A 20,022-nucleotide genomic window follows, 5' to 3' on the forward strand; every position below is an offset into this window, starting at 1 on the left:
CATGACGACACGCACCACGCCCCGGCACCTGTCCGAGCGCGTCGAGGAACTCCTCGCGCCGGGCGGCCCGTTGCCCATCGTCGCCGCGGGCGACCCCGTGCTCCGCGGCATCGCCGAGCCCTACGACGGCCAACTCGACGACACCCTGCTGGAGCGTTTCGTGGCCGCGCTGCGCACGACGATGCTCGACGCCCCGGGCGTCGGTCTGGCCGCGCCCCAGGTGGGCGTCCCGCTGCGCATCGCGGTGGTGGAGGACCGGGCACGCGGCTCCCGTGCGGTACTTGAGGCACGTGGCCGCGCCCCCCTGCCCTTCCACGTGCTGGTCAACCCCACCTGCCGGGCGGAGGGCGACTCGCTGGCGTCGTTCTTCGAGGGTTGCCTGAGCGTGCCGGGCTGGCAGGCGGTGGTGGCCCGCCACGCCCGGGTCCGGCTGCGGGGGCAGGACGAGCACGGGCGGAAGATCGACGAGGTGTTCACCGGCTGGCCGGCCCGCATCGTGCAGCACGAGTGCGACCACCTCGACGGCACGCTCTATCTGGACGTGGCCCAGCCGCGCTCGCTGTCCACCAACGAGGCGGTCGCCGAGCGCTGGTCGCAGCCCACCCCCGAGGTGGCTGCCCGTGAACTGGGATTCGACGTCCCGTGACGGACCGCGCCGGTGGGGCGCAGGCAGCGCACCGCACCGTCAACTGACTGATGTGCGGCGTTTGTCCGTTCGTGCAGGCTGACGGCAGCCGACGCCTCCGGCGTGTCCCGACACGGAGAAGAGGACCTGGCGTGACACCGGTCGAGCAGCACCATTCGCTGAAGAGCAGCAACCCGATACTGGCCTGGCCGCAGTTCGAGCGGCGGAACGGGCAGAAGACGGCGGCCAGAGACCCGCGTGCGGGCATCACCGTCGGACAAGGCCGCAGCGCGCCGGGCCAGGACCTCCACCAGGTCCCCGGCGACCGCACCGACCCGCTGTCGCTGTCCGTCGGCGACTTGCTGACGATGGACGATGTTCTGTCCCGCTGGCTGACAGGACTCGGGGTGACGGCCCTCACCGTCATCCTGTCGTGGGCCCTGCTGCACCGGCTGCCCGTCGACACGGCCGTCGCCTACGCCATCGCCGCCGGCACCGGAGTCCTCGGCGCGGCACTGGTAGTGATCCAGTGCCGCCGCAAACTGCCGTCACCGGCCCTGACGCTGACGTTCGCCGCCTTGCAGGGCGGCTGTCTGGGCGTGCTCTCCACCACGGCGTTCAGCCGCCTCTCCCCAGGCCTGCTCGTCCAGACCGTCCTGGGGACGATGGGGGCCTCCGCGGGAGTCCTCCTCGCCCACCGGCTGGGCTGGATGCGCGTGCACCGGCGGCGGTACGGCTACGTGGGTGCCGTGGTGCTCGCCGGGTGCTTCGTCGCGCTCGCGGACACGGCCGTGTTCCCCATCATGGGCGCCGACGGCCTGGGCCTGCACTCCATCGGCCTGGGCGTCCTCATGGGCGTGGTGGGCGTCGCCCTCGCGGTGTCCTTCGTGCCCCTGCACCTGCGCAGGATCGAGGACGCCCTCACCCACGGCACACCCCGCGACCAGCGCTGGCCGGCCGCGTTCGGGCTCACGCTCAGCCTGACCTGGCTGTACGTGGAGCTGGTCAGGCTGCTCACCCTCTACCCCGCCGACGACTTCTGCTGATCCCGGCCCCGGCCCTGCTCCTTCGGCGGGGCCTCGGGACACAGCCCCCGCATCAGCACCTCGAAGAGCCGCTCGGCCCGCGACTCTTCCGCGCAGTTCACGCCCACCCGCCACAGCGGACCGAGCAGGACGAGTACGTCCTCCGCCGTGGTCCCCGGTGCGATGGTCCCGGCGGCCGCATTGGCCGCCACCAGCGCCGACAGGGCGTCCGACAGCGGCCGGTACGCCCGCCGACACCGCTCTGTCGCGGACTCGCAGGCCTCGCTCATCGCGTCGGCGAACTCCGGCATGCACCGCCCGACGTACAGCAGGCGGCGCAGCCAGGCGCACAGGGCGCGCTGCGGGGACAGGGCGCCCAGGAGGTCGGGTACGGCGGCCACCAGTTGATCGACCTCCTCCCCGTACACCTCGAGCACCAGTGATTCACGGGTGGGGAAGTGGCGATAGAGCGTGCCCTGGCCCACGCCCGCTCTGCGCGCGATGGACTTCAGAGAGGCGCCGCCGGGAGCGGAGAGAACCTCCGCCGCCGCCTCCAGAATGCGCATACGGTTGGACTGCGCGTCCGATCTCATCGATGCTCCGGTCCCTCTCCGCCGAGCGCACACGTTTCTTCGAGCCCGGCGAGACACGTATTCTGACTGAAACCTACACCGACATGTCGTCCGGTGATCCCGCCGGACACACGTCAACCCATGACCCCCGCTGAACAGAAGGCCATCGAATCCCATGTCCCACGACACAGTCGCCCCTCGCGCCGTTCCGCATCGGCACACTTCGGCCGCGGGGCGGCTCGCCGAGCTGACCGCCGTCCTCGGTGCGGACCTCGACCAGGGCCACTGGGCCCCCGGACCTCTGGAACGAGCCCTGGCGGGGCGCCTGCTGGTGGCCTGTGCCGGTGACGGTCAGTTCACCCCGGTCCGGCTGCGCGAGACCCTGTGGGAGGGCAGCGTCGCCCTGACGTACGCCGGAGGGGGTCGCCTCACCCGCCTCTTGTCCGCGCTGCACGAGGAGGCCGCACACCCTGCCCCCGGAGACGATCGAGATCACGCGGCGGCCGGTGCCGCGCGACTCCTGGAACGTGTCGCCGCGGGCATACCCAGTCAGGACGGCGACGGGTTCTGAGCCGGGACCGCAGTCAGATGACGGATGTCCTCGCCCTCCGCGTCCGGAAAGCTCTGCGCCACGAAGTATGTACCAGGCGCGGAGGGGGAGAGAACATGACGAGACACGACAGGTTCAGCCGACCGGGCGGCGGCCCCGCACCCGCCACGACGTCACCGGCCGGGCAGCACCCCTGCGGTCACCGACCGGCACGGCCCGCCCTCACCCTGATACCGGGCACCGGCCTCGGCACCCGGGTGGAGCTGTCGACGCTGACCCGGCAGCCCATGCCCGGCGACGCACGGGGCGCGCTCGTGGCCCCGGTGCACGGCACCCCGATGGCCACCTGGGTGCCGCTGGACGACCCCTCGCCCATCCCACAGGGCCGGATCCTGCTGTCCTGGACACCCGCGGGCGAGGACCGCACCGACGTCACGGCCCATCTCGGCCTCGCCGGCGCCCAGGTACTGCTGGCGGTCTGGCCGGGCCTGCGCGGTGAGTGGTCCGACGTGGTCCGGCCCACCGTCGCCGAGGTGACGGAACTGCACGCCGCGCTCCACCTCGCCACCGCGCTGCTGGACCGCCTGACGGACTGACGCGGCCCTACGCCCGCTCGTCCACCCAGCTCATCAGCTTGCGCAGCTGCTTGCCGGTGGTCTCCAGCAGCAGCGCGGAGTCCTGCCGCTGGTACTCGTGGTACTTCTTCAGGCCGCCGTGATACTCGTCCATCCAGCTCTTGGCGAACGAGCCGTCCTGGATCTCCGCGAGGATCTTTTTCATCTCCGCCTTGGTGACCTCGGTGACGATCCGGGGGCCGGTGACGTAGTCGCCCCACTCGGCGGTCTCGGAGATCGACCAGCGCATCTTCTCCAGGCCGCCCTCGTACATGAGGTCCACGATCAGCTTCATCTCGTGCAGGCACTCGAAGTAGGCGATCTCCGGCTGGTACCCGGCCTCGGTCAGCGTCTCGAAACCGGCCTTCACCAGCGCGGTCGTACCGCCGCACAGCACCGCCTGCTCGCCGAACAGGTCGGTCTCGGTCTCCTCGGTGAACGTCGTCTCGATGACCCCCGCCCGGGTGCCGCCGATGGCCTTGGCGTACGACAGCGCCAGCGCGAGCGCACCACCGGAGGGGTTCTGCTCGACGGCCACCAGACAGGGAACGCCGCGGCCCTCCTCGTACTGGCGGCGCACCAGGTGCCCGGGCCCTTGGGGGCGACCATGCACACGTCGACGCCGGCCGGGGCCTTGACGAAGCCGAAACGGACGTTGAAGCCGTGGCTGAAGAACAGCGCGTCACCGACCTCGAGGTGCGGGGCGATGTGCTGCTCGTAGACCTCGCCCTGGATCGGGTCCGGGATCAGCATCATGACGACGTCGGCCTCGGCGGCGGCCTCCGCCACCGACATCACCCGCAGGCCCTGCTCCTGGGCCGTCGCCCGGGACGTGGAGCCTTCGTGCAGGCCGACCCGGACGTCGACGCCCGAGTCGCGCAGCGACAGCGCGTGGGCGTGGCCCTGGCTGCCGTAGCCGATGACCGCGACCTTGCGGTTCTGGATGACGGACAGGTCGGCATCGGCGTCGTAGAACAACTTTGCCATGGGGGAGTGTCTCCTAGTGGGGGCCGAGCAGTCACATGCCATTCACACGTGTGCACAGGCGGCCGGCCGATGAGTAGGGGAAGAACGAAGGTCACGAAGGAACGAAGTGAGGATCTCCAGCGTGCGAAGCGGCTCCTCGACGGTCGCCGCGTGTCCGCCCGGCACGGCGGCCAGTCGCGCTCCGGGCAGGCCGTTCGCGAGGTCCACCGAGTGCTGCGGTGCCACGAACCGGTCCGCGGCGGCCGCCACGACCAGCGTGGGGGTCATCACCGTGGGAAGAACGCGGCGGAGGTCGACGCTGAGGGCGAGCGCGATCTGCCGGGCGGTGCCGGAGGCGGTCGTCATCAGGCGCGAAGCGAGGTACTGGGCCGTCGCGGAGGTGCGGCCGGCCAGATACTCCTCGGAGAAGGCCAGTCTGGTCAGGAAGGTGTGCAGCGTGCCGTCCGGACGGGCCAGCAACGACGCCCAGGTCTCCAGTCCGAGCCACAGCGAGGTCTGCGGCCGGGCGAAGCCGGACAGCGTGATCACAGCGCGCACGCGGTCGGGATGGCGCGCGGCGGCCGTGATGGCGACGGCCGCGCCGAGCGAGGGCCCGGCGATCACGAAGTCACCCAACCCGGCCCGCTCCGCCGTGGCCACGACCTGGTCGGCCAGGGTGTCGAGCTCCAGCCGGCCGACGGGTAACGGGCTGCGCCCCGCTCCGGGGAGGTCGGCGAGTACGACGGCGTGCTCGGCCGCCAGCCCGGCGAGCAGCGTCTCCCAGGTCAGGGCCGAGGTGCCGCCGACACCGGGCAGGAGCACCAGACCGGGCCCACTGCCATGGACGTCGTACGCGAGCATGCGCCACCTCTCTCACACGTGCCTCGGGAGCAAGAGCTGCACGGGCTTCCCTAGGAGCACGAGAAAGGGTGGCGCGCGGGTTCATCCGTCCTGTCTGGGCATCGCGGCGGGCGCTACCGGTTCCTGTTCCGCGCCGCGTCCGGCGCCGCCGGTTTCGCGGCCCAGGAGGTGAGGATGCGCAGGGCGTCGTGGGAGGGGCCGCTCGGGTCGGCGGTCAGGACCATGAGTCGTTGGCCGGAGCCGTCGGCCGCGGCCCAGGTGTCGCAATCGAGGGTGAGGTCGCCGACCAGGGGGTGACGGTAGTTCTTGGTGCCGTAGGTGGCGCTGTTGACCCGGTGTTCGGCCCACCAGACGCGGAAGTCGGGGTCCTGGGTGGTCAGCTCGCCGACGAGGCGGGCGAGGTCCGGGTCGTCGGTGTCGGCGGCGGCCTCCATGCGCAGCGCGGCGACCGCGTCCCGCGCGTCGTGTGCCCATTCACGATGCATGCCGCGCACCGCGGGGTCGAGGAACATCAGGCGCAGATAGTTGCGCCGGGCTGCCGGGATCGCGGCGAAGTCGGTGTAGAGCGCGGTGGCCGCGGCGTTCCAGGCGAGAATGTCCAGGCGCTTGCCCAACACGAGGGCCGGGGCGTGGGCGAGCTGGTCGAGCAGGCGCCGCATGGGCGGACGTACCTGCTGGACGGAGGGGCGGCGGCGTGGCCGGTCGTCGGTGCGGCCGGCGAGTTCGTAGAGGTAGCGCTGCTGGTCGTCGTCGAGGCGCAGGGCGCGTGCCAGGGTGGCCAGGACGGGGGCGGAGGCGCGGACGCGGCCCTGTTCGAGGCGGATGTAGTAGTCCACGCTGATCGCGGCGAGGGCGGCGACCTCCTCCCGTCGCAGTCCCGCGATGCGGCGGACGGAGTCCGATTCGGGCAGGCCGCACTCACGCGGGTCCAGCTGCGCGCGCCGTGCCTTGAGGAACGCGCCGAGTGCCCGGGGGTCGGAGTGTGAGGTCATGGGTCCATTCTCCTGCGATCCGCACACCCGTGACGGCGGTACGGGTGTGATGTGGCCGAGGGCGGCGGGGCGCGACGCCCCGCCGCCCTTCGCGGGGTCAGCGAACGGTGGTTCGGGCTGCCCGCTCGATCACGTCGGTCACCAGACGGGGGTGGGAGACGGCGACGGAGTGCGAGGCGGCGACTTCGGTGGTGTGGGCGTGGGCGCGCTTGGCCATGAACCGCTGCACGGCGGGCGGGATGTTGAGGTCCTCGGTGGTGATGATGTCCCAGCTGGGGATGGACTTCCAGGCGGCGGTGGTGGCCTTCTCCGCCAGCGCGGACTGGGCGATGGGGCGCTGCTCGGCGGCCATCAGGGCGGCCTGCTTGGCGGGCACGTCGGCGGCGAACTGGTGGTGGAACTTGTCCTGCTGGATGTACAGGTCGGTGACGGTGGAGCCGTCGGTCTGCTGGTAGGTGACCGGGTCCAGGGCGTCGGGGAGCGTGGAACCCGGGTACTTGTTGGTCAGCTCCAGGGCGCTCTCGCCGGGGGCGGGCAGGAAGGCGGCGACGTAGACCAGGGCCTTGACGTCAGGATCGTTGGTGGCGGCCTCGCTGATGACGTTGCCGCCGTAGGAGTGGCCGACGACGATCTTCGGGCCCTTGACATGGTCAAGGACCGCGCGCAGGGCGGCGGCGTCCGACGCGGGGCCGCGCAGCGGGTTGGCGGCGGCGACGACCGGGTAGCCGTCGGCACGCAGGCGGGAGACCACGCCGTTCCAGCTGGAGCCGTCGGCGAAGGCGCCGTGCTCCAGGACGATGGTGGGCTTGGCGTGCTTGCCGGCACTGGCCGCTTCGGCGGTGTCGGTGGCCCCGCTGGCGGTGCCGCTGAGGGCGAACGCGCCGAGCGCGAGCCCCGCTGTGGCCGTCGCGACGGCTCCCGTGATCAGCCGCTTACGTCCACTCTTGATGCTCACCACGACAAAGTCCTCTCGGGAAATTTTCTCGGTAACTGCGGTGTTGCGTCCTTGCCGGACGAAGTAACCGTTTTAACTGGTGACGAATCTGTCATGCGGGTTCGTCACCTGTCAAGACGGTGACGGATAGGGTGGGGCTTCCAGTTCGCCGACGTGCGAGCCTGGAGACCTGCGCGAACGAACGCGACGCGAAGAGACGCGAACGGAAAGGTGAGGTGCCATGAGCGACGCCGAGGAGAGGGCGCTGCTGGCGGGCGGCTGCTTCTGGGGGATGCAGGAGCTGATCCGGGCACTGCCCGGGGTGACCGGTACCCGGGTCGGCTACAGCGGCGACAACGACAAGCCCCATGCCACCTACCGCGATCACGGGAAGCACGCGGAGTCGATCGAGATCACCTTCGACCCCAAGGCCACCGACTACCGCACGATCCTGGAGTACTTCTTCCAGATCCACGACCCGAGCACGAGGAACCGCCAGGGCAACGACATCGGCCTCAGCTACCGCTCCGCCATCTTCTACTTCGACGAGGAGCAGCGGCGGATCGCCGAGGACACCATCGCCGACGTCGACGCCTCCGGCCTGTGGCCGGGGCCGGTGGTGACCGAGGTGGTGCCGGCCGGTCCGTTCTGGGAGGCCGAGCCGGAGCACCAGGACTACCTTCAGCGCTATCCGGACGGCTACACCTGCCACTTCCCGCGCCCGAACTGGCGGCTGCCCAAGCGCGCCGAGGCGTGATGTGCGGGGTGCGGCGGGAGACGGCGTCGCCGTCCCTGCCGCACCTCCGCGTCACTGGGCCCAGGGGTCCCGCACGATGATGTCCGCCAGCACCGAGGCACACCCGGCGAGCATCCGCTCCCCTTTCTCGGCACTCGCGACCCGGGCATCGCCCGCCACCCCGGACTTCGTGATCCGTTCGAAGGGCACGGCCATGTACACCGGCTCCGTGGACTCCGCGGGCAGGGTGATGCGCGGCCCGTGCGCCTCGGGCAGGTGCTCGGCGCGGATCAGTTCGGGGTGGGCCGCCATCATCATGGACGTCTCCCCCTCGCAGGCGTGCATGAGGCCGTCCTGGGTCTCCAGGGTGTCCCGTACGACCTCCCGCCCGGCGCCGAAGTAGCTGGCGAACGCGATCGGCGTCGACAACTCCGCGGTCAGCTCGGTCGTGAGGGCGTTGAGGGCGGTCATGTTCCCGCCGTGCCCGTTGACGATCAGGATGCGTGAGAAGCCCGCCCGGATCACGGAGCGGCAGATGTCACGCAGCAGCGCGTGCAGTGTCGGCAGGCTGAGGGTGAGCGTGCCGCCGAACGCCATGTGATGCTCCGACAGCCCTGTCGGCACGGACGGCGTCACCACCACACCGGTCTGCTCGGCGGCCAGCAGCGCGGCCCGCCGGCACACCTCCGCCGCCAGGAAGTCGTCCACACCGGTGGGCAGATGAGGGCCGTGCTGCTCGGTGGCCCCGATGGGCAGCAGCACCACCGCATCCCGCGCCGCGAGGGCGCGCAGGTCGGCCGCGGTCAGACGGTTCCACAGGACTTCACTCATCGGGGGCTCCTCGTGCTCAGAGGTGATCGGCGTCGACCACGGCCTGCGCGAAGACCGTGGGTGCTTCCTGCGGCAGGTTGTGTCCGATGTTCGCGATCGTGCGGTGCTCGTACGCGCCGGTGAAGTGGCTGCGGTAGCCGGCGCCGTCGCCCGGTGCGGTGAACGGGTCCAGGGCCGGGTCCAGGGTGATCGTGGGCACGCCGATCGACGGCTGCGCCGCGAGCAGCTTCTCCCAGCGGTCGTAGTGGTGGTCGCCCTTGATGAGGCCGATGCGCCAGCGGTAGTTGTACAGGACGATGGCGGCGTAGTCGGGGTTGAGGAACGCCTGGGACGTGCGCGCGTACGTGGCGTCGTCGAAGTTCCAGTTGGGGGAGACGAGCGTCCACACATAGCGGCACAGCGCGAGACGGTCGTCGACGTTCTCCATGGCCTGCTTGCCGCGATCCGTGGCGAAATACCACTGGTACCACCAGTTGTGCTCGACGGCCGCCGGGGCGGGCGCCAGCTGAGCCTTGCGGTCGGTGATGACGTAACCGCTGGTGGAGACGAGGGACTTGACCCGCTCGGGCCACAGCGCGGCAATGATGTCGGCGGTGCGCGAACCCCAGTCGAAGCCGGCGAGGACCGCCTTCTCGATCTTCAGGGCGTCCATGAAGGCGATGATGTCCAGCGCGATGGCGGACTGCTCGGCCGTCCGGGGCGTGTGCCGGGACAGGAAACGAGTGCTGCCGTGGCCGCGCAGGTAGGGGACGAGGACGCGATAGCCCTGGTCGGCGAGAAGCGGGGCGACGTCCACGAAGCTGTGGATGTCGTACGGCCAGCCATGCAGGCAGATGACGACCGGGCCGTGGGCGGGACCGAGCTCGGCGTAACCGATGTTCAGCAGACCGGCCTTGACCTGCTTGATCGCGGGAAACTCGGTGTGTGTACCGGGGGCGATGGTGGGCACGGATGCGGCGCTCGACTGCTGCGCGGCGGTCGCGGCGGATGCGCTGCTCTGCAGGCCGGACAGCGAGACCGCGGCCGCGCCGGTGCCCAGGCCGACGGCCTTGCTGAAGGTGCGCCTGTTGATCATGTGAAGCCTTCCGTCATATGTTCCGATGCCGCCCCGCAAACCCGTGAACGGGGGTGCCGGGTCACACTCTCGTCCGCCACGAAATCGGACACATCAGTCATGTGACGGTCATCCGCCCAAGGCGGCCGGGTACAGACGACGTCTTAAGCCATCCGCGCCCCTGCCCCGCCACCAAGTCGCAGGTCAGGAGGGTGTCGGCAGGCCCCCCGGCACGAACCTCCAGATCTGTATTGCAGCAACACAGAGATCAAAAGGGACTCGACCTCGGTGGTCGCCACGCTCACACCTGGATCGGCGGCGAGCATGTGGGCCCCGGTGGTCACGACGGTTGCAAGATTGCGTGCTGCACCGGCTCTCATCGTTCAAAAGTACCGCCAATGTGGACAATCAAAAGTTCTAGAACCACGCCAATGTGTATCTAGAGATATGAAGTGCTACATTGGAGTGGCATTTAAGGCTCAGGCTGAACGAGCTGGAGCGCAAGCCCGAGACGCCCAAAGCACCGACAGCGCACCGGAAGAGAGAACGCACATGATCACCTATGACCGGCTCTTCATCGCAGGCTCCTGGGTGGAGCCGAGCAACCCGGAGCTGCTGGACATTCCCTCACCGCACGACCAGTCCGTGGTGGGCCGTGCCGCGCAGGCCCGGCCGGCGGACATCGACCGCGCGGTCGCCGCCGCCCGCGCGTCGTTCGACGCGGGAGTGTGGCGGCTGACCCCGCCCGCCGAGCGCATCGCGGTCCTGCGCCGCTTCAACGCCCTGCGGGAGGAGAACGCGGAGAAGATCGCGCACCTGATCTCCCTGGAGAACGGCTCGGCCGGCTGGTTCACCCGCGCCGGACAGCCCGGTCTGACCCGTCAGGCCAACGCCTACCTGAAAGCGGCCGAGGAGTTCGCCTGGGAGGAGACCCTTGTCCCCTCCGACCCGGCGTCCCCGGTGCGCAGCGTGGTGCGTCGTGAGGCCGTCGGCGTCGTCGCCGCCGTCATCCCGTGGAACTCGCCCTTCTCCTCCGCCACTTCGAAGATCATCCCCTCGCTGCTCGCGGGCAACTCGGTGGTCCTGAAGGTCTCCCCGGAGAACTCGCTGAGCATGGGCTTCCTGGCCGAACTGCTGGAGCAGGTGGGCCTGCCCGAGGGCGTGCTCAGCATCCTGCCGGCGGACCGGGAGACCAGTGAGTACCTGGTGTCGCACCGCGACGTCGACAAGATCGCCTTCACCGGTTCGACGCGGGCCGGCCGCCGTATCGCCTCCATCGCCGGCGAGCAGCTCAAGCGGGTCAGCCTGGAACTCGGCGGCAAGTCCGCCGCGATCATCCTGCCCGACGCCGACATCGAGAAGGCCGTCGCGGGCGTGAAGTTCGGCTCCCTGCTCAACAACGGCGAGTCCTGCATCGCCCAGACCCGCATCCTCGCCCCGCGCAGCCGGTACGAGGAGGTCGTGAGCGGCCTCAAGACCCTGGTGGAGTCGTTGAAGGTCGGCGACCCGAACGACCCCGACACCTTCATCGGCCCGATGATCCGCCCCGACCAACAGGAGCGGGTGCGCAACTACATCCAGCTCGGCATCGAAGAGGGCGCCCGCCTGGTCACCGGCGGCCCGCAGATCCCCGAGGGCCTGGAGAAGGGCAACTACGTCACGCCCACCGTCTTCGCCGATGTCGACAACTCCATGCGCATCGCCCAGGAGGAGATCTTCGGCCCGGTCCTGGTGGTCATCGCCTACGACGACGAGGACGACGCCGTCCGCATCGCCAACGACTCCGAGTACGGGCTCTCCGGCGGCGTCTGGTCCGCCGACGAGGCGCGCGCCCTGGCCGTCGCCCGGCGCGTCCGCACCGGCACCATCACCATCAACGGCGCCTCGATCGCCTTCGACGGCCCGTTCGGCGGCTTCAAGGCCAGCGGCATCGGCCGCGAGTACGGCGCGGTCGGACTCGGCACCTACACCGAGTACAAGACGATCACTGTCTGACCCCGGCGAGGGCTTCCGACACCACCGAGACTCGGCGAGGCCGCCGCGAAGCTGCTGCCGCCGAGGGCGCGACCGTCGTAGAGCACCGGGAGGCCCCGGGGGGATCGGTGGCTGCGCATGTCACATGTGTCTTCTCTTGACGGCCTCCGGGCAATCGACATGTATGAACACGTTGTATGGTTGGCGAGATGAGAGATCCACCCCTCCGAAGGCGGCACAGGTATGACCTCGACAACCACCCCGTTCGGACCGCGCGCCACCACGGCGGAGGTCCTCGACGGAGTCGATCTGAGCGGACGACGCATGATCGTCACCGGTGGAGCCTCCGGCCTCGGCGTCGAAACGGTCCGAGCCCTCGCCGGCGCGGGCGCCCAGGTGACGGTCGCCACCCGCGACCCCGCCGCCGCCGAACCACTGGCCAAAGAGCTGCCGGGCCTACGGACCGCCGCACTCGACCTCTCCGACCTGGACTCCGTCCGCGCCTTCTGCGCCGACTGGAGCGGGCCACTCGACGCCCTCGTCGCCAACGCCGGCGTGATGATGCTGCCGACCCGGCAGGCCAACGCGCAGGGCTGGGAGATGCAGCTCGCCACCAACTACCTCGGCCACTTCGCCCTCGCCGTCGGCCTGCGTGCCGCTCTCCAGGCGGCCGACCGGCCCCGCGTCACCGTCGTCAGCTCCGGTGCCCAGCTGCGGGCCGGATTCGACTTCGACGACCCGCAGTTCGAGCAGCGTCCCTACGACCCATTCCTCGCCTACGCCCAGTCCAAGACCGCCGACGTGCTGCTCGCCGTGGGGATCAGCCGTCGCTGGGCCGAGGACGGCATCGCCGCCAACGCCTGCGCGCCAGGCTGGATCCACACCAACCTCACGCGCCACCTCGACCCGGCCACCATGCAGGCATTCGGCGCCATGGACGCGGACGGCAACCTCCTCACCCCCGACTACTACAAGACCCCGGCCCAAGGCGCCGCCACCACGGTGCTGCTGGCCGCTTCCCCACTCCTCGACGGCGTCAGCGGGCGCTACTTCGAGGACAACCAGGAGTCCGGGGTCGTCGACGGAGGTCCCGAGGTGATGGCCGGTGTCGCGCGCTGGTCGGTCGACCCCGCCGCCGCGGACCGCCTGTGGGACCTCGCCCTGCCCCTGCTCGGCTGACCCCGGACGGCAGGAAACCCACAGACATACGAAGGAACCACATGAATGACGACCCGCGCGCCCCCCACTTCCTCCTCGTGCACGGGGCCTGGCACGGATCGTGGTGCTGGCGGGAACTCCAGGACCTCCTCACCGAGCGCGGCCGGACGTGCCACACCGTCGACCTGCCGAGCGTCATCCCCGCGGGAGCGGAGGGCAGGCTACCCGGCCTGCTGGACGACGCCCGCGTGGTCCGCGAGGCGATCGACGCCGTCGAGGCACCTGTCGTGGTCGTCGGACACTCCTACGGCGGCGCCCCCGTCACCCAGGCGGCCGTCGGCGCGGCCAACGTGGCCCACCTCGTGTACGTGTCCGCCTTCGCCCTCGACGAGGGGGAGAGCCTGATGACATGCTTCGGCGGCGAACAGCCGGACCTCAGCACGGTGGAGGGCGTCATCCCCGTCCGGGAGAACCCGGAAACGACGCTCTACAACGACGTCCCGCACGACAAGAGGGACGCCGCCCTCGCCCGGCTGCTGCCGCAGAGCGCGCTCTCCTTCGCCGAGCCGGTGAACCGGGCCGCGTGGCAGGTCCTCCCCTCCAGCTACGTGTTCTGCGACGACGACCAGAGCCTGCCTCCCGCCTACCAGGAGCCGTTCGCCCGGCGGACCGGCACCACATACCACCTGCCCAGCGGCCACACCCCGCTGCTCTCCATGCCGGACAAGCTCGCCGACCTCCTCGTCCAGATCGCCCAGAGCGTCTGATGCGGCCCGTCACCCGACGCCAGGCAGACCACCACGCCACACGCTCGGCGGTGACCCGGGCGCGGGTGATGCGGACCCTGGAGCGGCTGCTCGACTCCGGCGAGGCCTTCTCCGAGATCAGCGTCCAGCGAATTCTGGAGGAGGCCGGCGTGTCCCGGGCCACCTTCTACGCGCACTTCGAGAGCAAGTCGGACGTGCTGGTGCGGCTCACCGACGTACTGCGCGACTCCCTGCTCGAGTTGGCCCGGCAGTGGGACCCGGGCGCCGGTCAGGACGGCGCCGAGCGGTTCGCCCGGTTCTTCGAGGAGGTGATCACGATCCACCGCGCGCACCAGGGTGTGATCACCGCGGTCCGTGAGGCGGCGGCCTACGACCCCGCTGTGAGCGACTTCTACACCGCCGACCTGGAAGGCTTCGACGAGGCCGTCCGGCGGACCCTGCGCTCGGAGCAGGCCGCCGGATCGGCACCGGCCGACCTCGACGTCACCGCCGCGAGCCGTGTCATCGTCTGGGGAGGCGCCCAGGCGATCGCCCACCACATCGCGGTCGACGACGGCAGCGGCGACACCGTCCTCGCCCGCGAACTCGCCCGGATCTGGTGGCACGGTGCCTACCGCCGTCCCTCGGCCTGACTCTTCCCCAGATACATGTCTGCATGCAGTGGGTCCTGGAGTCCTGGGATACGCAGAACAGGTGTCAGTCCGGGGTGAGGCGTGCACGGTTACACTCACACGTATGACCAACAAGCAGGCAGCGATCGACGCGGCCGAAGCCTTCCAGGCAGCCACGGAACAGCTTGTCGACAGCCTTCCGAACGGCTTCCACGAGCGCGGTCCCGCCGGTGCGCTGCTGGCCGTCACCGGTTCCCTGATCCCGCTGCTGAACACCGTCATGAGTGCGTCCGACGTACCGGACGTGGAGGAGATCAAGCTGCTGTGCGGGAAGGCAGAGCCGCATGTCCGGCAGCTGCCCTGGAGCATCCGGCTGCGCGGTGAGGTCGGCGAGGAGATCACCGACCTGGCCGCACAGCACGGTCTCACCACGCGGACGAAGCAGCCGTTCATGCTGCTCTCCCTGGAGGAGAAGCGTCCGGACACTCGTCAACGGGGGGAGTCGGTGACCGTCCGTCGGCTGGACGACGAGGAGCACGAGACCTTCGCCGAGGTCCTCGGTACGGCCTTCGGTGCGCCGCCGGCCATCATCACCAGTCTCTACACGCCTCACGTCCTGGGCCGGCCGTTCGTCAAGGCCTACGTCGCCGAAGCGGACGGCACACCGGTCGCGGCCGGGCTCGGGGTCGTGACCGAACGGCATGTCGGCCTGGCCAACATCGGCACCCTGCCCGCACACCGGCGGCGCGGAGTCGGCCGGGCGGTCGTCGAGGCCATTCTCCGGGACGCCCGGGCCGCAGGGGCGCACACGGCCTACCTGCACTCGAGCGACGAGGCCCTTCCGCTCTTCGAGCAGGCCGGTTTCCGCACCGAAGAATCCTGGGTCGTCTTCTCCGCCTGAGCATGCGAACGCCGGCGACCGCCGGCAGATGGGAACGAGTGCATGGATCTCCAACTCGGCCGACGACGAGCGGTGGTCACCGGCGGGACCCGCGGCATCGGCTTCGCCGTGGCTCGCGCCCTGGCCACGGAAGGCGCGTCCGTCGCCCTGGTCTCCAGGTCCGCCGCGCACGCCGAGGAGCGAGCGGCGGTGCTCCGCGAGGAGACCGGGGCAGACGTCATCGCAGTAGCGGCCGACACCGGGGACGACGCCGCGGTGACGGCCATGGCCGAGGTGGTGCGCGAGCGGTTCGGGGGCGCGGACATCCTGGTGAACAACGCCGCCGTCACCAACCCCGGTCACATCTCCGACGACGATCTGGAAGCCGAGATCAACGTCAAGGTCCGCGGATACCTTAGGTGTGTCCGTGCCTTCGCTCCGGGCATGACGGAGCGGGGCTGGGGCCGCATCATCAACATCAGCGGACTGGCGGCTCGTATGACCGGCTCGGTGACCGGCTCGGTCCGCAACGCCGCCGTGGTCGCCATGTCCAAGAACCTGGCCGACGAACTCGGCCCCAGCGGGGTCAACGTCGTCTCGGTCCAGCCGGGCGCCACCCGGACCGAGACCTTCCTGGCCAACCTCGACCGGCAGGCCGAGGCCAAGGGATGCAGCCGAGCGGACCTGGAGCGGCAGTGGGCCGAGTCCGTCGCGATCGGAAGGATCGTGGAACCGCACGAGGTCGCGTCGGTCGTCGCCTTCCTGGCCAGTCCGCTGAGCGTGGCCCTCAACGGCGACACGATCATCCCGAGCGGCGGCTACAAGGGTGCGATCCACTACTGACCGCCGCGGTGCGGGTCACCCCTCACCAGGCGCCTGAGCCCTCCCGGGCCTGAGAGAAACACACGTGATCGCCTGACCGAACAAACACCGGACCGGCCGGGCCCCTTTCCCTCGGGTCAACTCGCCTCGCGTTAACACCACTTGTCCAACTCCTTTACATGACTCCCTGAAGATGGTCGGATTCGGCCGATCACGATCACGGAGGACATGTGTCCATTCCCCTTTCCCGAATATGTACAACCTCGGCGGCAGCGCTCCTGGTTGCCGCCCTGGGCGTTCCGACAGCGGCCCATGGCGCAGATCCGCCACCAACTGCCGCTGTCTCACCGACCCAACATCGCGCCGCCCGCGGTGCGCCCCTCACGGTCACCCTGATCACCGGCGACAAGGTCAGGGTGAGCCGGGGGCCGGGCCACGCCGTGTCGGTCGAAGGCGTGCAGCGTCCGCCGGGAGCCGCCGACTCGGTGCGGGTCGCCACGGAGGGCGGTGACACGTATGTGTACCCGGACGAGGCCATGGCCTACATCGCGACCGGCCGACTCGACCGTCAGCTCTTCAACGTCACGCAGCTGGTGGCCCAGGGCTACGACGACGCGCACACCAGTGCCCTCCCCCTGATCATGACCCGTGCGCAGGGCACCGCCAGGGCGAGCGCCGGTGCCGGCACCGAACTGCCGGGTGCCAGAACCACCTTGCAGCTCCCCGCCATCCGCGCGCAGGCCGTGCACGCCCAGCGTACGAAGGCCGCCGCCTTCTGGTCGGCCCTCACCGGCAGCACGGGCCAGGACGCCGAGCGGTCCACGGCCCCCTCCGCCGACCAGCCCCCGGCGTTCACCGCCGGTGTCGGCACAGTGTGGCTCGACGGCAAGGCGCACGTCGCCCTGGCCGATACCACCGCGCAGGTCGGTGCCCCCCGGGCCTGGTCCGCCGGCGGCACCGGCGCGGGGGTGCGGGTCGCCGTCCTGGACTCCGGCGTCGATATCACCCACCCCGACCTCGTCCCCCGCATCGTCGGCACCCGCAGCTTCGTGCCGGGCGAGGACGTCATCGACCGCAACGGCCACGGCACCCACACCGCCTCCACCGTCGCCGGAACGGGCGCCGCGTCCGGCGGCAAGGAGCGGGGCGTCGCCCCCGGCGCCGACCTGCTGGTCGGCAAGGTGCTCGACGACTCCGGCTCCGGAGCGATGTCGCAGATCATCGCGGGCATGGAGTGGGCGGCCCGCACCGAGCACGCCAAGGTCGTCAACATGAGCCTGGGCACGCCGGTGTGGCACACCCAGGACGACCCCCTGAGCCAGGCGGTCAACCAGCTCAGCGCCGAGACCGGCGCCCTCTTCGTCATCGCCGCGGGCAACGCCGGCAACAGTCCCTACAGTGTGAGCTCCCCGGGCACCGCCGACGCCGCCCTTACCGTCGGCGCGGTCGACGCCTCCGACCAGCTCGCCGGGTTCTCCAGCACCGGCCCGCGCCTCAACGACGACGGCCTCAAGCCCGACATCACCGCGCCCGGCGTCGACGTCCTGGCCGCGCGGTCGCAGTACTCGCAGGGTGGCGAAGGCTACTACCGCACCGACAGCGGCACCTCCATGGCGGCCCCGCACGTCACCGGCGCGGCGGTCCTGCTCGCCCAGAAGCACCCGCGGTGGACCGGCCAGGAGATCAAGGACGCGCTGATGAGCACCAGCGCGCCTACCCCCGACTACAGCCCCTACCAGGCGGGCACCGGCCGGGTCGACGTGGCCGCCGCCTACCTGCACGACCAGGTCATCGCCAGCGGCTCGGTGGACGCCGGACTCGTCCGCTGGTCGGCAGACCACCAGGACAAGCCGGTCGAGCGGCGCCTCACCTACCGCAACACCACCGACCACGCCCTCACGCTCGCCCTCTCCGTCGACCCCGGCACCGCGCCCGCCGGAGTGTTCACACCGGCCGCCTCCCACGTCACCGTCCCCGCCCACGGCACCTCCACCGTCGGTCTCGTCGCAGACCCGAAGAGGCTGGCACCGGGGCAGTACGGCGCTCAGGTCGTCGCGCGCTCCGCCACGGGCGCCGTCCACACGGCCGTGGGGATGTCCGTCGAATCGGAGAAGTACGACCTGACGATCCATCTGAAGGACCGCCGGGGCAAGCCTGTCGACAACGATGTCGAGATCACCGGCGCGGACGGACGCACCACCATCATGTGGGTGCCGGACGGCAAGCTCACCGCCCGCCTGGCGCCCGGCTCGTACACGATCGTCTCCACCCTCGACGTGGCGGGACGCCACGGCCCCCGCTCCCTCGGCTATGCGGTCCTGACGGCCCCCGAACTCGACCTGACCGGGGACCGGGACGTCGTCCTCGACGCCTCTCGCATCCGCCGGATCAAGGTGGACACCCCCAAGCCGACGTCCGTCACCACCAGCAGGATCGACCTGTTCCGCTCCTTCACCTCGACCACCCCGTCACCCAGCGACGGACAGGCGTTGCACGAGATCCTGATGCCCTCGGCCGGCTACGACAGCCTGTGGGCGCTGCCCACCAAGGGCCGGGTGAAGAAGGGCAGCTTCGTCTTCACCACCCGTATCCGGGCCGAGCAGACCTCCCTGCAGATCACCTACCGCGGCGGGCACAGCCTCGACGACACCCTGCTGGTCCAACCCGGAAGCCACCCCTTCCCGGACGGCACCACCCACGTCGACGCCGTCTACGCAGGCACCGGCACGGCCGCCGAGTACGCCGGCCTGGACGCCCGCGGCAAGGCCGTCGTCGTCCGGCACAGCACCGAGGTGGCCGCCACCGACCAGGCGGCCGCGGCACACACCGCCGGCGCGGCGATGCTCCTCGTCGTCAACGACGGCGACGGCCGCGGCCTCGACTGGTACGGCGACCCGGACGGCAGAACCACCGGGCAGCTCCCCGTCAGCTCGCTCACCGCGGACGACGGCGAGGCACTGATCCGGAGCATCAAGGTCGCGGAGCGCAACCGGCTGAAGCTGGCGATCCAGGCACACCCCTCGCCCGCCTACCTGTACGACCTGGCCGACTACCACCGGGGAGGCGTACCGGACGACCCGTCCGCCAGGACCGATCCCGGCAGCCTGGCACGCATCGACAACACCTTCGCCCCGCCGGCCGGCAAGCAGGTCACCGAGAGCCGCGAGGACAGCCCGCCCTACGAGTACTGGCCGGCCGCCTACCCTTACGCCGGGTTCGGGATGACGCGCGTGCCGCCGTTCCCGCGCGAGCCGGTCGCCGCGGGACATCGCACCGACTGGGTGTCCGCCGGGAACGGCGTCAAGTGGCAGCAGTACGCGGCCGTCGACGGCTGGTCGACCTTCACCGACGTGGTCGGCTACCGGCCAGGCAGCGTCCACGAGGAGCGGTGGTTCGGACCCGTCGTCCGGCCGCGCATGGTCGGCTTCGAGGTGCCGCACCGCGTCGGCAACGCCATGGGCGGCACGCTGGCGGGCTTCGGCGACGGAGGGTCCGCCCACAGCGGCGACAGCAATCTGATGACGCGCAGCTTCGCGCTCTACCAGGGGGACACCCTGCTGGTACGGAACGGGGCCCGGCCGGACTTCGGCGTGGGTGACCTGGCACCGCAGACGCTGCCGTACCGGCTCGTCGCCGACACCCGCTCGACCAGCGACCTTCTGCCGTACTCCAGGACCACGCACACCGAGTGGACCTTCCGCTCCGGCACCGCCGACGACCAGGCCCTTCCGCTGGTCCAGCTCGACTACGGTACGGACGTGGACCTCGCGGGCCGCGCCCGGCGCACCTCGCGGTTCTCCGTGAAGCCCGTCGTGGTCGGAAGCACCGCGCCCGAGAACGCCGTCTCCTCGGTCCGTCTGGAGGTCTCCTACGACGACGGGGCGACCTGGCGCGAGCAGCACCTCGAGCAGGACAAGGACGCCTGGCAGACCCGGCTGCACGCCCCGTCCGGGGCTGGTTACGTGTCCCTCCGCGTCACCGCGGAGCAGCGCAACGGCGGCGGTGTCACCCAGACCCTCACCCGCGCCTTCGGCCTGGGCTGACCCGACG

18 protein-coding genes and 1 pseudogene are annotated in these 20,022 nt (G+C 70.6%); 12 read left to right on the top strand and 7 right to left on the bottom strand.

The window, feature by feature from the left end:
- The first annotated feature begins 1 nt into the window (after position 1).
- Together CRP56_RS43990 and CRP56_RS43995 are read left to right on the top strand one after the other, a co-directional pair.
- On the top strand, positions 2-646 hold the full coding sequence (locus CRP56_RS43990) for a peptide deformylase (protein ID WP_097275441.1): 645 nt from the start codon (positions 2-4) through the stop codon (positions 644-646).
- Positions 647-777: 131 nt separating this feature from the next.
- Positions 778-1,671 carry a Bax inhibitor-1/YccA family membrane protein gene (locus tag CRP56_RS43995; RefSeq protein WP_097275442.1) on the top strand — a complete coding sequence of 298 codons (894 nt, stop codon included), beginning with the start codon at positions 778-780 and terminating at the stop codon, positions 1,669-1,671.
- Here the strand turns inward: CRP56_RS43995 and CRP56_RS44000 are convergent.
- Positions 1,647-2,243, bottom strand: a complete 597-nt coding sequence (locus CRP56_RS44000) for a TetR/AcrR family transcriptional regulator (protein WP_097275444.1) — start codon at positions 2,241-2,243, stop codon at positions 1,647-1,649. The genes CRP56_RS43995 and CRP56_RS44000 overlap by 25 nt on opposite strands.
- A gap of 154 nt (positions 2,244-2,397) precedes the next feature.
- On the opposite strand from CRP56_RS44000, the gene CRP56_RS44005 reads away from it, so the two are divergent.
- Positions 2,398-2,793 (top strand): hypothetical protein, encoded by a 396-nt coding sequence (locus tag CRP56_RS44005; protein WP_097275447.1) that lies wholly within the window; start codon positions 2,398-2,400, stop codon positions 2,791-2,793.
- Positions 2,794-2,888: 95 nt separating this feature from the next.
- A complete protein-coding gene (locus CRP56_RS48845) occupies positions 2,889-3,368 on the top strand; it encodes a hypothetical protein (protein ID WP_257042253.1) in 480 nt (159 codons plus the stop codon).
- 7 nt (positions 3,369-3,375) lie between these two features.
- Here CRP56_RS48845 and ilvC read toward each other — a convergent pair.
- From ilvC to CRP56_RS44030, 4 genes and pseudogenes are all read right to left on the bottom strand, one after another.
- Positions 3,376-4,277 (bottom strand): annotated as a pseudogene (gene ilvC / locus CRP56_RS44015) (ketol-acid reductoisomerase); the annotation flags it as partial.
- A 138-nt stretch (positions 4,278-4,415) separates the two neighbouring features.
- Positions 4,416-5,213 carry an alpha/beta fold hydrolase gene (locus CRP56_RS44020; protein WP_097275449.1) on the bottom strand — a complete coding sequence of 266 codons (798 nt, stop codon included), beginning with the start codon at positions 5,211-5,213 and terminating at the stop codon, positions 4,416-4,418.
- A 113-nt stretch (positions 5,214-5,326) separates the two neighbouring features.
- Complete coding sequence (locus CRP56_RS44025; RefSeq protein WP_097275451.1) at positions 5,327-6,205, bottom strand: helix-turn-helix domain-containing protein; 879 nt, start codon at positions 6,203-6,205, stop codon at positions 5,327-5,329.
- 97 nt (positions 6,206-6,302) lie between these two features.
- Positions 6,303-7,163, bottom strand: a complete 861-nt coding sequence (locus CRP56_RS44030; protein ID WP_097275453.1) for an alpha/beta fold hydrolase — start codon at positions 7,161-7,163, stop codon at positions 6,303-6,305.
- Positions 7,164-7,380: 217 nt separating this feature from the next.
- Between CRP56_RS44030 and msrA the strand changes: the two genes are divergently transcribed.
- The gene (gene msrA / locus CRP56_RS44035; protein WP_097275454.1) at positions 7,381-7,896 is read left to right on the top strand and encodes a peptide-methionine (S)-S-oxide reductase MsrA; all 516 of its coding nucleotides are present in this window, start codon (positions 7,381-7,383) and stop codon (positions 7,894-7,896) included.
- Positions 7,897-7,947: 51 nt separating this feature from the next.
- On the opposite strand, the gene CRP56_RS44040 is transcribed toward msrA, so the two are convergent.
- Together CRP56_RS44040 and CRP56_RS44045 are read right to left on the bottom strand one after the other, a co-directional pair.
- Positions 7,948-8,706, bottom strand: coding sequence for a creatininase family protein (locus CRP56_RS44040; RefSeq protein ID WP_097275456.1), 759 nt, complete (start codon positions 8,704-8,706; stop codon positions 7,948-7,950).
- A 16-nt stretch (positions 8,707-8,722) separates the two neighbouring features.
- Positions 8,723-9,781: an alpha/beta fold hydrolase gene (locus tag CRP56_RS44045; RefSeq protein ID WP_097275458.1), complete on the bottom strand. Its 1,059-nt coding sequence runs from the start codon at positions 9,779-9,781 to the stop codon at positions 8,723-8,725.
- A gap of 531 nt (positions 9,782-10,312) precedes the next feature.
- On the opposite strand from CRP56_RS44045, the gene CRP56_RS44050 reads away from it, so the two are divergent.
- From CRP56_RS44050 to CRP56_RS49185, 7 genes are all read left to right on the top strand, one after another.
- Entirely contained in the window at positions 10,313-11,755 is a 1,443-nt protein-coding gene (locus CRP56_RS44050; protein ID WP_097275460.1) for an aldehyde dehydrogenase, read from the top strand.
- A gap of 222 nt (positions 11,756-11,977) precedes the next feature.
- Positions 11,978-12,913 carry an SDR family NAD(P)-dependent oxidoreductase gene (locus tag CRP56_RS44055; RefSeq protein WP_097275462.1) on the top strand — a complete coding sequence of 312 codons (936 nt, stop codon included), beginning with the start codon at positions 11,978-11,980 and terminating at the stop codon, positions 12,911-12,913.
- Between the two features lie 41 nt (positions 12,914-12,954).
- Positions 12,955-13,659: an alpha/beta fold hydrolase gene (locus CRP56_RS44060; RefSeq protein WP_097275465.1), complete on the top strand. Its 705-nt coding sequence runs from the start codon at positions 12,955-12,957 to the stop codon at positions 13,657-13,659.
- Entirely contained in the window at positions 13,659-14,291 is a 633-nt protein-coding gene (locus tag CRP56_RS44065) for a TetR/AcrR family transcriptional regulator (protein ID WP_097275467.1), read from the top strand. The genes CRP56_RS44060 and CRP56_RS44065 overlap by 1 nt, the downstream gene beginning before the upstream one ends.
- A gap of 103 nt (positions 14,292-14,394) precedes the next feature.
- Complete coding sequence (locus CRP56_RS44070) at positions 14,395-15,171, top strand: GNAT family N-acetyltransferase (RefSeq protein WP_097275469.1); 777 nt, start codon at positions 14,395-14,397, stop codon at positions 15,169-15,171.
- Positions 15,172-15,213: 42 nt separating this feature from the next.
- Complete coding sequence (locus CRP56_RS44075) at positions 15,214-15,993, top strand: SDR family NAD(P)-dependent oxidoreductase (protein ID WP_097275471.1); 780 nt, start codon at positions 15,214-15,216, stop codon at positions 15,991-15,993.
- Positions 15,994-16,388: 395 nt separating this feature from the next.
- Positions 16,389-20,015, top strand: a complete 3,627-nt coding sequence (locus tag CRP56_RS49185) for a S8 family serine peptidase (protein WP_306459479.1) — start codon at positions 16,389-16,391, stop codon at positions 20,013-20,015.
- Positions 20,016-20,022 lie beyond the last annotated feature (7 nt).

Source organism: Streptomyces sp. TLI_55 (assembly GCF_900206255.1).
Lineage (GTDB): Bacteria > Actinomycetota > Actinomycetes > Streptomycetales > Streptomycetaceae > Streptomyces > Streptomyces aquilus.